The sequence below is a fragment of the Bradyrhizobium sp. F1.13.3 genome, assembly GCF_040548265.1.
Classification (GTDB): Bacteria; Pseudomonadota; Alphaproteobacteria; order Rhizobiales; family Xanthobacteraceae; genus Bradyrhizobium.
Map to the genome: position 1 here is coordinate 319022 of NZ_JBEPRI010000007.1, position 12832 is coordinate 331853.

Annotated in this window: 11 protein-coding genes; 7 read left to right on the forward strand and 4 right to left on the reverse strand. The window is 65.1% G+C overall.

Annotated elements, in window-relative coordinates:
• Positions 1-115 precede the first annotated feature (115 nt).
• Positions 116-460 carry a hypothetical protein gene (locus tag ABIB66_RS21210; protein ID WP_354209918.1) on the forward strand — a complete coding sequence of 115 codons (345 nt, stop codon included), beginning with the start codon at positions 116-118 and terminating at the stop codon, positions 458-460.
• A gap of 19 nt (positions 461-479) precedes the next feature.
• On the opposite strand, the gene ABIB66_RS21215 is transcribed toward ABIB66_RS21210, so the two are convergent.
• The gene (locus ABIB66_RS21215) at positions 480-1562 is read right to left on the reverse strand and encodes a COX15/CtaA family protein (protein ID WP_354209919.1); all 1083 of its coding nucleotides are present in this window, start codon (positions 1560-1562) and stop codon (positions 480-482) included.
• 109 nt (positions 1563-1671) lie between these two features.
• On the opposite strand from ABIB66_RS21215, the gene ABIB66_RS21220 reads away from it, so the two are divergent.
• Positions 1672-1893, forward strand: coding sequence for a DUF2842 domain-containing protein (locus ABIB66_RS21220; protein ID WP_007611039.1), 222 nt, complete (start codon positions 1672-1674; stop codon positions 1891-1893).
• Here the strand turns inward: ABIB66_RS21220 and ABIB66_RS21225 are convergent.
• A complete protein-coding gene (locus ABIB66_RS21225; protein WP_354209920.1) occupies positions 1883-2926 on the reverse strand; it encodes a polysaccharide deacetylase family protein in 1044 nt (347 codons plus the stop codon). The two genes, ABIB66_RS21220 and ABIB66_RS21225, sit on opposite strands and share 11 nt — an antisense overlap.
• A 126-nt stretch (positions 2927-3052) precedes the next feature.
• Between ABIB66_RS21225 and ABIB66_RS21230 the strand changes: the two genes are divergently transcribed.
• The gene (locus ABIB66_RS21230) at positions 3053-4234 is read left to right on the forward strand and encodes a GNAT family N-acetyltransferase (RefSeq protein WP_354209921.1); all 1182 of its coding nucleotides are present in this window, start codon (positions 3053-3055) and stop codon (positions 4232-4234) included.
• An 11-nt stretch (positions 4235-4245) separates the two neighbouring features.
• Here the strand turns inward: ABIB66_RS21230 and ABIB66_RS21235 are convergent, their stop codons facing one another.
• Entirely contained in the window at positions 4246-6522 is a 2277-nt protein-coding gene (locus ABIB66_RS21235; RefSeq protein ID WP_354209922.1) for a GumC family protein, read from the reverse strand.
• Positions 6523-6724: 202 nt separating this feature from the next.
• Between ABIB66_RS21235 and ABIB66_RS21240 the strand changes: the two genes are divergently transcribed.
• The 3 genes from ABIB66_RS21240 to ABIB66_RS21250 all read left to right on the forward strand — a co-directional run bounded on the left by ABIB66_RS21240 (position 6725) and on the right by ABIB66_RS21250 (position 10958).
• Positions 6725-7858 (forward strand): glycosyltransferase family 4 protein, encoded by a 1134-nt coding sequence (locus ABIB66_RS21240; protein ID WP_354209923.1) that lies wholly within the window; start codon positions 6725-6727, stop codon positions 7856-7858.
• A gap of 119 nt (positions 7859-7977) precedes the next feature.
• Positions 7978-9528 carry an undecaprenyl-phosphate glucose phosphotransferase gene (locus ABIB66_RS21245; RefSeq protein WP_354209924.1) on the forward strand — a complete coding sequence of 517 codons (1551 nt, stop codon included), beginning with the start codon at positions 7978-7980 and terminating at the stop codon, positions 9526-9528.
• A 173-nt stretch (positions 9529-9701) separates the two neighbouring features.
• Entirely contained in the window at positions 9702-10958 is a 1257-nt protein-coding gene (locus tag ABIB66_RS21250) for an O-antigen ligase family protein (RefSeq protein ID WP_354209925.1), read from the forward strand.
• On the opposite strand, the gene ABIB66_RS21255 is transcribed toward ABIB66_RS21250, so the two are convergent.
• Positions 10927-11403 (reverse strand): MarR family transcriptional regulator, encoded by a 477-nt coding sequence (locus ABIB66_RS21255; RefSeq protein ID WP_354209964.1) that lies wholly within the window; start codon positions 11401-11403, stop codon positions 10927-10929. The genes ABIB66_RS21250 and ABIB66_RS21255 overlap by 32 nt on opposite strands.
• A 146-nt stretch (positions 11404-11549) precedes the next feature.
• Between ABIB66_RS21255 and ABIB66_RS21260 the strand changes: the two genes are divergently transcribed.
• Positions 11550-12746 carry an FAD-dependent monooxygenase gene (locus ABIB66_RS21260; protein WP_354209926.1) on the forward strand — a complete coding sequence of 399 codons (1197 nt, stop codon included), beginning with the start codon at positions 11550-11552 and terminating at the stop codon, positions 12744-12746.
• The last annotated feature ends 86 nt before the right edge of the window (positions 12747-12832 follow it).

The window sequence follows — 12832 nt, forward strand, 5'->3', positions numbered from 1 at the left end:
TGCTTCGCACCGCCCCGGAATGACGGCAGCCGTTTTGGCGCCGTCAGTTAACAGTCATTAACCATCTCTGCCGCATATATCGTCACTGGACCGCCCCTTTGATTCGGAGCCGACGATGCTGCGCTGGATAGTGCCTGCCCTTGCGGCAATGCTGACGGTCTCAGCTGCGTTTGCCGCCGATCTGCCGGCCACGCCGAGGCGGCGGGCCGCCGTTCCGCCACAGGAGCCGCCGCAGGTCTATGTCGAGACCGATCCGGATGCGCTGATCTCGCCGGCCTACGGCATCGGCAGCTACATCCGCAATTTGCCGGGTACGCCACTGCTGCCGGGCTCGCACACGCTGCCGGGCTATTACGGCCGTCCCTGGGACTACGATTATCAGGGCGCGTATTACGGCGGAAAGCAGGTCGATTATTTCTGGCGCCTGCCCTATTCGTGCGGCATCTACGGCTATTGCTGATCAGCCGGGCTGGTAGTGATCAGCCGGGTTGACCGACGGGAACCGCGCGCGGCTGCGCTTCGGTTGCGCCACGCGTCGCGAGCCGCTCTGTCTGCAACACCGCAAGCGTCAGCACCACGATCGCGACCGCCTGATGCGCGAGCGCGAGATCGATCGGCACCTGGTTGAGCAGCGTAAGGATGCCGAGCAATGCTTGCAGGCTCACCGCGGCCAACAGCAAAAGCGCCCCGCTTGCCGCGGACCCCGCGCGTGAACGCACCGCATCGAACGCGTGCAACGCTGCCAGCGCGAACAGCGCATAGGCCGTCATGCGGTGCTCGAACTGCACCGTCAGCACATTGTCAAACATGTTGCGCCACCACGGCGTCTCGAACCACAATCGCTCCCCTGAGGGAATGAACGCGCCGTCGATCTGCGGCCAGGTGTTGTAGGCGCGGCCGGCACGCAGGCCGGCAACCAGCGCGCCGAAATAGATCTGGATAAAGGTCACGACGAGGAGCAAGGCGCTCGTGAAGCGCAGCCGCGGCGATGCTGCGATCTGCGCACGCCCGGCGAGCCGCCGTACCGTCCAGACGATGCCGGCGAAGATCACGAGCGCGAGCACAAGATGTGTCGCCAGCCGATATTGCGACACCTCGACGCGTTCAGACAGCCCTGAGGCCACCATCCACCAGCCCACCGCGCCCTGGAGCCCGCCGAGCCCGAACAACAGCCACAACCGCCGCTTCAACTCACCGGACAGGCCGCCGCGCCAGAGGAAGAACAGGAACGGCAACAGATAGGCGACTCCGATGAAACGGCCAAGCAGCCGATGGCTCCATTCCCACCAGAAGATCTCCTTGAACTCGGACAGGCTCATGCCCGCGTTGAGCTCGCGATATTGCGGGATCGTCTTGTAGGCCTCGAAGGCCGCCGTCCACTGCGCTTCCGAGAGGGGCGGCACGCTGCCCGTGACCGGCTTCCATTCGACGATCGAGAGCCCGGATTCCGTCAGCCGCGTCGCGCCGCCGACCAGCACCATCAGCGCGATCAGCGCAGCCACTGCGATCAGCCACCAGCGCACGGCGCGATGCGGCTCGGACGGGGTGGAAATCGTCGTCATTCGAGGCAAAAACCAGAGCTTGAACCGGCAAGGCTTGAACCAAACTGCGTGCCCCTTATAGTCCCCCGCTCCCGCAGCGCAAGTTACGCGAAAGCCACGATATTCCGTCATGACGATCCGCACCCGCAAGTTCCTCGGCACCATCCTGCTCCTGGTGCTCGCCACCGTCTGGGCCCTGCTTGGCATGGCGCTGGCGCAGATGCCGTGGATCGCCGAGTCCGGCTGGCGGCAGGCAATCTATTATGTGGTGGTCGGCATGGGCTGGGTGCTGCCAGCGATGCCGATTGTGAGCTGGATGCAGCGACCCGACCGCGCGAAAACTAGCTCGTAATTCCGCCCGTTGGCTTCACCGGCGCAAAAGCAACCCCCGACACCAGCACCCGCATGATGCGCAGCGAGCGCACCCGGCCATCCCAGGAAATGCGCGGCAACGCGCGCAGATTGGTGCGTCCCTCCGCGTCCACGACGCCCGGGATCGTCGTCACCGCGCTGGCAAAGCCGGCCTCCTCCGCCATGAGGACATGGCTGCGCCGGAACGAGGCGCGATCGCCGAACGGAAAGGCGAGATGGCGGATATCGCGCTGGAAGGCTGCTTCCGCCACGGCCTTGCCCATCGTCATCTCGCGCAGGGCGGCCGCATCCTTCATGTTGGCGAGCACGGGATAGTTCACGGTCGCACTGCCGATCGTCACCAGCGGATCGGCCGCAAGCCTCGCCAGATCCTCCCAATTCATCGATGCCTCGCGTGAGAGCGCGGCAAGGTCGACCCGGTAGCGCGTGCAGAGGTCTGCGATCGCAGCCGACACATCGGCCGGCGGCAGCGAGCGCAGCCAGGCCTCGACGAACGAAAACAACGCCTGCTTCTCGGCGTTGCCAGTCACAGTGAAGCGCTGTTCCTTCTCGCCCATCATCAGGCTGACACGGCTCTCGCGCGCGATCACCTGTTCGAGTCCGAGCCACCACGCCTCACCGACGCCATCGGGAAACGCCGTGGGCACATAGATCGTGAAGGGCACGGCGTGGCGCGCCAGCACCGGATAGGCAAACTCGATCAGATCCTTGCCGGCGCCGTCGAAGGTGAGTGCCACGAAGCGGCGGTGTTCCGACAGCGTCACCGCGCGCCGGCAGACCTCGTCCATGCCGAGAAAATCATACTTCCACCGCTTCAGCGCCCGAATGGCGCGATCGAGGAAATGCGGCGTGATCTCGTTCTCGCGCAAAGGCTGAAACCCGCCGCGCCGCCGCGGCCGCACATGCGCAAAGCGCAGGATGGCGCCGGCACCACGACTGCGCAGCGCAGCCTGGCCTGTGAACCAGGTCAGCTCGAGGCGCAGCCGTTCCAGCCATCTGTCGTCGGATGCCAATGTCCCACCTCGCGTCCGTCGGCGGCCGTTCCCCTTCTTATAGTCATTACCCTTTGTTGACATTTCTTTGCAAAGGTCGGCCACAGGCCGAATTACGCATATTTTTGTTTCTCGACAGGTTCGCGAATGACCATGGCTGCGGCGATGCAAAGCCGGACGGCAGAATTGCCAGCGCGGTCGAAAGCGGGCCGTATCGCGCATGTCGATATCGTGACCGATCTTGGCACGGCCGAGGCCGTCTGGCGCGCCTTCGAGCAGCCCGGTCACCTCTTCACGCCCTATCAGCGGTTTGATCTGCTCAATCCCTGGCAGCGCCTAGTCGGCGAGCACGAACGCGCCCGCCCTTTCATCGTCGTTGCCCGCGACGCCGAGCATCAGCCGCTCCTGCTGCTGCCGCTCTCGCTGCGCCAAAACCACGGCGTGCGCACGGCCTGCTTCATGGGCGGCAAGCATACGACCTTCAACATGGGCCTGTGGAACGCCGAATTTGCAGCGCAGATCGCCATCGGCGATCTCGACGCTTTGTTTGCACCGCTTAGCGAACATGCCGACGTGCTCGCGCTGACGCAGCAGCCGCTGCACTGGAACGACCTGCAGAACCCGTTCGCGCATTTGCCGCGCCAGAGCGCGATCAATGGCTGCCCGCTGCTCACGATGGAAGCGGGCGGCCCGCCGGCATCGCGGATCAGCAACTCCTTCCGTCGCCGCCTCAAGAGCAAGGAGAAGAAGCTGCAGGCGCTCGCCGGCTATCGCTATCATTTGGCGACCACCGACGCGGACATCACCCGCCTGCTCGACTGGTTCTTCCGCGTCAAGCCGGCGCGGATGGCCGAACAGAAGCTTCCCAACGTCTTCGCCGAGCCCGGCGTCGAGCAATTCGTCCGCAGCGCCTGCCTTGCGCCACGCGGTGACGGCCGCGTCATCGACATCCATGCGCTCGAATGCGACGACGAGGTGATCGCGATCTTCGCCGGCGTCGCCGACGGCCAGCGCTTCTCGATGATGTTCAACACCTACACGATGTCCGAGCACGCCCGCTACAGCCCCGGGCTGATCCTGATGCGCTACATCATCGACCGCTGCGCCGAGCGCGGCTACCGCTCGCTCGACCTCGGCATCGGCTCGGACGAGTACAAGCGGATGTTCTGCAAGGACGACCAGGACATCTTCGACAGCTTCGTTCCGCTAACGTCACGCGGAAAACTCGCCGCGATGGCGATGTCCTCGCTGAGCCACGGCAAGCGGCTGGTGAAACAGAACCAGATGCTGTTCGACCTGGCGCAGCGGCTGCGGCGAGCGTTCGGGTAATCCGCGTTTGCCTACGCCGCCACGACGCGCGGCGCGTCTCTCGCTTCCGACGGCTGCACGGACCTGTTCAGCATCGTCACTTCGCTGAAGCCGACGGCGCCGAGTTGCTCGCACATCAGCGCGCGCGCATCCGGCGCCATCGACGCGTCAGGCACCACGACGGCGCGGGCATTCGCCGTCAGGAGCTCAGCGGGAAGGTCGGAGGCACTGCCGGCATCGAGCAGCACGTGGTCGTAGGCGCGCAGCAGCGCGTCGATCGCCAGCGTCACGCGGGGCGACTGCAACAGGCTGCGATCGAAGCCGGGACGGCCGGCCATGACCAGATGCAGCCGCGAGAGCTTGTCCCGGGTGATGATCTGCGCGAACGATGCCTCGCCTTGCATCAATTCGGCAAGACCGGGCGCCGAGGCATCGACGGACACGGCGGCCATGGCCGGCGAGGACGCGGCGAGATCGACCACGACGACCCGCGCATCGCGCGCGAGATGCCGGGCCAATGTCAGCGTCGACAGCGTGATGGCTTCGCCGCTTGCGGTGCCGAGCACCGTGACTTTCTTCGCCATGGTTCCGGCGGCGCGCAGGCTGTCGGCCAGATGCTCGATCTCCGCGAATTCGGAGACATCGGCATCAGCCGTCATCTCCGGCTGCAGCGGCGCAGGTTCTGCCATGACCGGATCGACGACCGGATCGGCGAAGGGCTCGACGACCACCGGTTGGACGATTTGCTCCTGGCGAGCCGACGTCCGCATCAGCGCTGGCGCGAACACCGCGACCGCACGGGGTGCAGTCTGGCGCAGCAACTCTCCGGTGACGACGACGCCGGACGAGAGCAGCAGTGTCGCGATCGTCGCGATCAGCACGATCGGCAGCTTCTTCGGATAGGCCGGCGTGTTCGAGACGATGGCGCGCGAGATGATGCGGCCATCGGTCGGCGCGGTGTCGATGGTCTCGCGGGTGTTGGCTTCACGGTACTTCGCGAGATAGGTTTCGAGCAGGTCGCGCTGGGCCTTGGCCTCACGCTCGAGGGCGCGGAGCTGCACGTCCTGGCCGTTGGTGGCTGTCGCCTGCTTCTTGAGCTGCTCGAGGCTCACCGACAATTCCTGGACACGCCCGCTGGCGGCACGCGCGTCGTTTTCGAGCGTGCGGGCGAGCTTGGCGGCCTCGTCGCGGATCTGGGTGTCGAGGTCGGCGAGCTGCGCCTTCAATTCCTTGATGCGCGGATGGTTGCCGAGCAACGTCGACGATTGCTCGGCCAGCTGCGCCCGCAACGCCACGCGCTGCTGCGAAGGCGTGCGCATCGATTCCGAGTTCAAAATTTCCGACGACTCGATCGGTTTGCCGCTCTGGATCATCTCGCGGATCAGGCGCGCTTTCGACTCCGCATCGGCCTTGAGTGCCCGTGCATTGTTGAGCTGGGTGTTAACCTCGCCCATCTGCTGGTTCGACAGCGTCGTGTTGTTGGTGCCGACGAACAGGCTCGACTTGGAGCGGAAGTCCTCGGCCTTCGCTTCGGCCTCGGAGACATTCCGTCGCAGCTCGTCGATCCTGCCGGCATACCACTGGCTGGCGTTCCGGGCCTGATCCTGACGCGCATCCTGCTGGAGCAGGAGATAGCCGTCGGCGATCGAATTGGCGACGCGCACGGCGAGATCGGGATCGGCAGACTGGAATTCGATCACGATCACGCGCGACTTGTCGACGGCGTAGGCCTGGAGGCGCTCGTAATAGGCGTCCAGCACCCGCTCTTCCGGCGTCATCGAGAACGGATCGCGGCCGATGCCGACCAGCGCCGCAAGCGACTTCAGTGGCGAAATGCCTTGCAGCACAGGATCGAACTCGGGCCGTTCCGCAAGCTTGTTCTTCTTGATGATCTCGCGCGCGAGATCGCGCGACAGCACGAGCTGCACCTGGCTGGTGACGGCTTCGGCGTCGAGCGCCTGCCGCTCCTCGGCGCGGTCGCTGTTGGGGCGAAGAAACACGTTCTCGCGGCCGTCGATCAGGATGCGGGATTCGGACTTGTAGCGTGGCGTGATGAGATTGACGATCGCGATGGATGCGACGAGCGCCAGCACCGTCGGCACGATGATCCAGCCACGCTTGCGCGCCAATGCCGCACTGAGCGCGTGCAGGTCGATGTCACCGGATTCGACCGGCGCCGGCCTCGGAGCGATGGGCGCAGGCTTTGCTTCAATCCGGGGCTCGATTTCGGCCCGCTTGGCTGCGGCCTTCGCGACAGCCCGCTCGACCACCGCCTTGTCCTTGCCGGCACGCCAGAACGCTAAACGCATCGAACACTCCCGCAGGCGCAACGCCACGACCTACCTCAACCGGGGCGATTACACTCCATTAAGGTTGCCGCTGGGTTAATCGCGGCGTGCGGCAACTCGCGCGTGCACGTCCGTCACCGTTTGTTAACCACGAAGGCTCTTAATCCGTCTCGATATTTCGTGAGATTGTTCGAGCATTCGCCGTCGAGCGCTGGTTTTGATCATGCCCCCCTCTCCCGACCAGCCGCTTCGCATCCTGCACGCCGTGCGCGCTCCGGTCGGCGGCATCTTCCGCCACATCCTCGACGTCGCCAACGGCCAGGTCGATCGTGGCCATCACGTCGGCATCCTCGCCGACAGTCTCACCGGCGGTGAGCGCGCCGACAAGGCCCTTGCCGAGCTCGCACCGCGGCTGAAACTCGGCGTGCACCGGATGGCGATCCGCCGCGAACCCTCGCCTGACGATGTCCTGGTCTGGTTCCGCTTGCGGCGCCTGATCGCCACGCTCAAGCCCGACGTCATGCATGGCCACGGCGCCAAGGCCGGCGCTTTCATCCGCATGCGGCGGCGATCCGACGATACCATCCGCATCTACACCCCGCATGGCGGCTCGTTGCATTATCCCCTCAACACCTTCAAGGGCGAGTTTTACGCGCGGCTCGAACGTACGCTGATGGACGCGACCGACCTGTTCCTGTTCGAGAGCGCGTTTGCCCGCGACACCTATCAGCGCATCGTCGGCAAGCCGAAGGGCGTGGTGCATTGCGTCTTCAACGGCGTGACGCCGGAGGAATTCGAACCTGTCGTCATCGCCGACGACGCCACCGACCTCGCTTATGTCGGTGAGTTCAGGCACATCAAGGGCGCCGATCTGCTGGTCGAAGCGGTGGCGCGCCTGCACGAGGGCGGCAGGAAGGTCACACTGACGCTCGGCGGCGACGGCGAGGAGACCGCGGCGCTGAAAGCGCAGGTCGAAAGGCTCGGCCTCTCCGGTGCCATCCGCTTCATCGGTCACGTCAAGGCACGCTACGGTTTCTCCAAGGGGCGGCTGCTCGTCGTTCCCTCGCGTGGCGATTCCATGCCCTATGTCGTGATCGAGGCCGGTGCCGCCGGCATTCCGATGATTGCGTCCAAGATCGGCGGCATTCCCGAGATTTTCGGTGCGGAGAACCCGGCGCTGTTTGCGCCGAGCAACGCGGAAGCCATGGCGGAGGCAATTGCGGCCGCGCTGGACAATCCGCTGGGAACAGCGCAGCGCGCCTCGTCCCTTCGCGAGCGCATCTCCGCGCATTTCTCCCAGCAGGCGATGGTCGACGGCGTGCTCGCGGGCTATCGCGACGCATTTGCCAATCATTAACCATCCTTAAGGCCGCTTTAGAGAATCTTCCGATTTGTCCGATAATCCGAGACCCAGGGGATGCTCGCCCGGGGCGCAAGGATGCGCCCCGCGGGTTTTTGGAATGGACGTGGACGCCCGTGGAACCGCTCAACGCACGCTCGATGCTCGATGCCGCGACCAGCGCTGCGGCGAAGCCGGCTGACCGGCCCTTTGTGGAGCGCCGCCAGCGGCTCTCGCCCGCCGCGCTCGACGTCGTCAACCAGAAGGTCGCCCGCGCCTATTCGCCGATCGTGATCACCGGCTTCGTACGCCTCGCCGATTTCGCGCTGCTGAGCCTCGTCGGCATCGTCCTCTATCTCGGCTATGTCATGCCGCACGCCGGCTCCTTCAGCTGGATCTATCCCGCGCAGATCATCGCCGTCGCGGTTTCCGCCGTGGTCTGCTTCCAGGCCGCCGACATCTATCAGGTGCAGCTGTTCCGCGGTCAGCTCCGGCAGATGACGCGGATGATCTCGTCCTGGTCGTTCGTCTTCCTGCTGTTCATCGGCATCTCCTTCTTCGCCAAGTTCGGCAGCGAAATATCGCGGCTGTGGCTTGCGGCCTTCTACGTCCTCGGGCTCGCCGCGCTCCTCTGCGAGCGTCTGGTGCTGCGCTCGCTGGTGCGCGCCTGGGGGCGCGAGGGCCGGCTCGACCGCCGCACCATCATCGTCGGCTCCGACCGCAACGGCGAGCAATTGGTCGAGGCGCTGAAGGAGCAGGAGGATTCCGACATCCACGTGCTCGGCGTGTTCGACGACCGCAACGACAGCCGCGCGCTCGACACCTGTGCCGGCGCGCGCAAGCTCGGCAAGGTCGACGACATCGTCGAGTTCGCCCGCCGCACCCGCGTCGATCTCGTGCTGTTCGCGCTGCCGATCTCCGCCGAGACGCGTATCCTGGAGATGCTGAAGAAGCTCTGGGTGCTGCCGGTGGATATCCGCCTCTCCGCACACACCAACAAGCTGCGCTTCCGCCCCCGCTCCTATTCCTATATCGGCGAGGTGCCGACGCTGGACGTGTTCGAGGCGCCGATCACCGACTGGGACCTGGTGATGAAATGGCTGTTCGACCGCGTCGTCGGCGCCCTCGCGCTGCTCGTGGCCTTACCGGTGATGGGATTGGTGGCGCTGGCCGTGAAGCTCGACAGCCCCGGGCCCGTGCTGTTCCGCCAAAAGCGCTTCGGCTTCAACAACGAGCGCATCGACGTCTACAAGTTCCGCTCGATGTACCATCATCAGGCTGATCCGACCGCCTCGAAGGTCGTGACCAAGAACGACTCGCGCGTCACCCGCGTCGGCCGCTTCATCCGCAAGACCAGCCTCGACGAGCTGCCGCAGCTCTTCAACGTGGTCTTTTCCGGCGATCTCTCTCTGGTAGGCCCGCGTCCACATGCGGTGCAGGGCAAGCTGCAGAGCCGCCTGTTCGACGAAGCCGTCGACGGCTATTTCGCCCGCCACCGGGTCAAGCCCGGCATCACCGGCTGGGCCCAGATCAACGGCTGGCGCGGCGAGATCGACAATGAAGAGAAGATCCAGAAACGCGTCGAGTTCGACCTCTATTACATCGAGAACTGGTCGGTGCTGTTCGATCTCGTCATTCTGCTGAAGACGCCGATCTCGCTGCTGACCAAGAACGAGAACGCGTATTGAGTTTTGTGGTCATGCCCCGCCTTGTGCGTAGTTGCGCACTGGGGCGGGGTATCCAGTACGCCGCGGCGCTGAGATTCAGCCGCGCTGCCGCGGAATACTGGATCGCCCGGTCAAGCCGGGCGATGACAGCGGTGTTTGTCGGCGTATCAGTTGCGTAAACGTATGAGCGTGTGATGGCGTATGCGGCAACAGCCGGGGAGATGAATGCAGCGGTTCGGGCTGCGCCCGGCGTGCTGGCGCTCCAGCGCGCGCTGGTATGGCTGGTCGGCGCCTCCGGCGCGATCGTCTTCATCGAGCCGAGCCCCTACGAGATCGTGACGCTGCTGGCCACCGTCACCTTCTTCGCCACCGGCCTGCGTCTGCGGCTCGCTTTGATGCCGCTGCTGCTGATGCTGGTCCTGCTCAATATCGGCTACATGATCAGTGCGATTCCGCTGTTCGAGCAGTCCGAGGTGGTCAGCTGGATTGCGACCTCCTGGTACATGGCGGTGACGGTCGTGTTCTTCGCCATGGTCACGTCGGAGGACACCGCGGCCCGGCTCGACATGCTCCGCCGCGGGCTCGTGGTCGGCGCGATGGGCGCCTCGCTCCTGGCGGTCGCCGGCTACTTCCATTTGGTGCCCGGCGGCGACGACCTCCTCACCCTGTACGGACGCGCGCGCGGCACCTTCAAGGATCCGAACGTTCTCGGCGCCTTCCTGATCCTGCCGGCGCTGTTCTCGTTGCAGAGCGTCGTCTCCGACAAGGCCGGCAAGGCGTTCCGCAACGTCATCGCCTTCGGCATCATGTCGCTGGCGATCCTGCTCGCGTTCTCCCGCGCCGCCTGGGGCGGGCTGGTGCTGACATCCGCCTTCATGCTCGCGCTGATGGTGCTGACCAGCCGCACCAACGCGCAGCGCTCGCGCATCATCGTCATGGCGATCCTGGCCGCGGTGCTGGGCCTCGCGCTGATCGCGGTGCTGCTGTCGTTCGATTCCACCGCCGAGATGTTCAAGCAGCGCGCGAGCTTCGACCAGAGCTATGACGAAGGCAGGTTCGGCCGGTTCGGCCGGCACATCCTGGGAGCGGAGATGGCGCTCGACCTGCCGTTCGGCATCGGCCCTCTGCAATTCCACCGCTTCTTCCCCGAAGACACCCACAACTCCTATCTCAACGCCTTCATGTCCGGCGGCTGGCTGTCCGGCATCTGCTATCCCGCGCTGGTCTTCACGACCGTCATCGTGGGTGTCAGGCACATCTTCGTGCCTGTGCCCTGGCAGCGCGCTTATCTCGCGGTGTTCTCCGCCTTCGTCGGCACCGTCGGCGAAAGCTTCGTGATCGACACCGACCACTGGCGGCATTTCTGGATGATGCTGGGCGCGATGTGGGGCATGATCGCGGCTGCGCAGATCTACAAGGCTAGGGCTCGCGACGAAGCTTCTTCAGCTTGAGAGTGGGACGCTTTTCCGGCGGCGTATCGAGCAGGCCCTTCAGCGCCGCGGTTGCCGCGAGCACACCCTTGTAGCCCTCGGTCGCGAAACGCAGCAGCAGGCGTAGTTCCTGGTCGGAATAGGTGTTGAACACCTTCTCCATTGCCCGTTGCATCGGAACGTAGAACTGGCCGATCTTCATGGCTGCTTCCGGTACGACGGCAATGAAAACCTTGCGCCGGTCGTTTTCATCCCGCTCGCGGCGCACCAGGCCGGCCTTTTCGAGCCGGTCGACCACGCCGGTGATGGCGCCCGTCGTCAGGCCCGTGACCACGGCGAGCCGGCCGGCGGTGACACGTCCCTCGAGATAGAGGATGTCCATGCATTCGAGGTCGGAATTGGCAATTCCGGCAACGTTCGCAACGGTCTGGCCATAGAGCACGCCCTGCGCGGACGACCTGCGCATCGCCTCCTCGAGCTCCTGCAGCAGCGCAACGCGCGCCTTCGTCCTTGACAAGGCCCACCTCATCTCTTAGTCGATATATATCTTAGTCACTAAGATATTTAGCGACCGTAATTCTCCTAGCACCACGGAAACGTCGGGAGCAAGCCATGTCCTATCGTCCCCGCAAGGCCCTGATCATCGGCGCCGGTATCGCCGGGCCCGTCGCGGCGGTCCTGCTGCGCCGTGCCGGCATCGAGTCCGCGATTTACGAGGCCTGGCCTTATTCGAAAGGCATCGGCGGCGGCCTTCAGATCGCGCCGAACGGCATGCAGATCATGGACGAGATCGGCCTTTCGAACGAGCTGATAAGCCGCGGCTCGATCGCGGAATCGTTCGACTTCTATTCGCAAGGCGGAGAGAGGCTCGGCTCGATCAATCGCGACATGGCGCGACGCTTCGGCCAGCCCGCGGTCAATGTCTGCCGCGCCACGCTGAACGAGATGCTGATCGACAAGGCCTGGTGCGCGTGCGTTTCACTCTATTTCGAAAAGCGCCTGATCAAGATCGAGGATCGCGGCGACCAGCCGATCATCGCCTACTTCGCCGACGGCACCACGGCCGAAGGCGACTTCCTGATCGGCGCCGACGGCGTACACTCGGTGGCGCGGCGGCAGGTGGTGCCGGACGGGCCGCAACCGTTCGACACCGGACTGATCGGCTTCGGCGGCTTCGTGCCGCGCGCCGTCCTCGACGGCCGGCCGATTGGCCGGCACATCGAGACCACGTTCGGACAGAGCGGCTTCTTCGGCTACGGCTATTGCAGCCCCGATCCGGACGACGGCGTGATGTGGTGGAGCACGCAGCCGGCGCACGGCATGGACGCGGCGATGTTTCGCGCGCTCGACCCTGCAACGCTGAAGCAGCACCTGCGCGGCTTCCACCGCGGCTGGCACGATCCAATCCCTGGCATCATCGAGGCAGCCGAGAACATCGTGGTCACCGACACGCTCGACGTCGCCACCCTGCCGACCTGGTCGCGCAAGCGCTCGCTGCTGATCGGCGATGCCGCCCATGCGACCAGCCCCCATGCCGGCCAGGGCGCCTCGCTCGCGCTGGAGGATGCGATGCGCCTTGCCCGGTTGATGCAGCAAGGCCAGGAGCTCGGCGCCACCTTCCAGGCCTTCGAGGCCGAACGGCGCCCTCGCACCGAAAAGATCGTCGCCATGGCCCGCCGCAACGGCAACAGCAAGCGCGAGTTCAGCGCCACCGGCGCGTGGATCCGCAATCAGATGATGAAATGGCTGCTGCCGCTGGGCGCGAAGGGCATGGATTTCATGTACGCGTACGACGCGCGGGCGGTGTAGTGGCACGGTGCAGTAGGGTGGGCAAAGGCGCAACGCGCCGTGCCCACCATCTCCCCGCAATCGCGACAGACGTGGTGGGCACGCTT

Bases quoted from the DNA above. Each gene is read 5' to 3' on its own strand.
- ABIB66_RS21215 (WP_354209919.1), bottom strand. From the start codon at position 1,562: ATGACGACGATTTCCACCCCGTCCGAGCCGCATCGCGCCGTGCGCTGG.
- ABIB66_RS21255 (WP_354209964.1), bottom strand. From the start codon at position 11,403: ATGCGCAGGTCGTCCGCGCAGGGCGTGCTCTATGGCCAGACCGTTGCG.
- ABIB66_RS21210 (WP_354209918.1), top strand. From the start codon at position 116: ATGCTGCGCTGGATAGTGCCTGCCCTTGCGGCAATGCTGACGGTCTCA.
- ABIB66_RS21220 (WP_007611039.1), top strand. From the start codon at position 1,672: ATGACGATCCGCACCCGCAAGTTCCTCGGCACCATCCTGCTCCTGGTG.
- ABIB66_RS21260 (WP_354209926.1), top strand. From the start codon at position 11,550: ATGTCCTATCGTCCCCGCAAGGCCCTGATCATCGGCGCCGGTATCGCC.
- ABIB66_RS21250 (WP_354209925.1), top strand. From the start codon at position 9,702: ATGGCGTATGCGGCAACAGCCGGGGAGATGAATGCAGCGGTTCGGGCT.
- ABIB66_RS21235 (WP_354209922.1), bottom strand. From the start codon at position 6,522: ATGCGTTTAGCGTTCTGGCGTGCCGGCAAGGACAAGGCGGTGGTCGAG.
- ABIB66_RS21240 (WP_354209923.1), top strand. From the start codon at position 6,725: ATGCCCCCCTCTCCCGACCAGCCGCTTCGCATCCTGCACGCCGTGCGC.
- ABIB66_RS21230 (WP_354209921.1), top strand. From the start codon at position 3,053: ATGACCATGGCTGCGGCGATGCAAAGCCGGACGGCAGAATTGCCAGCG.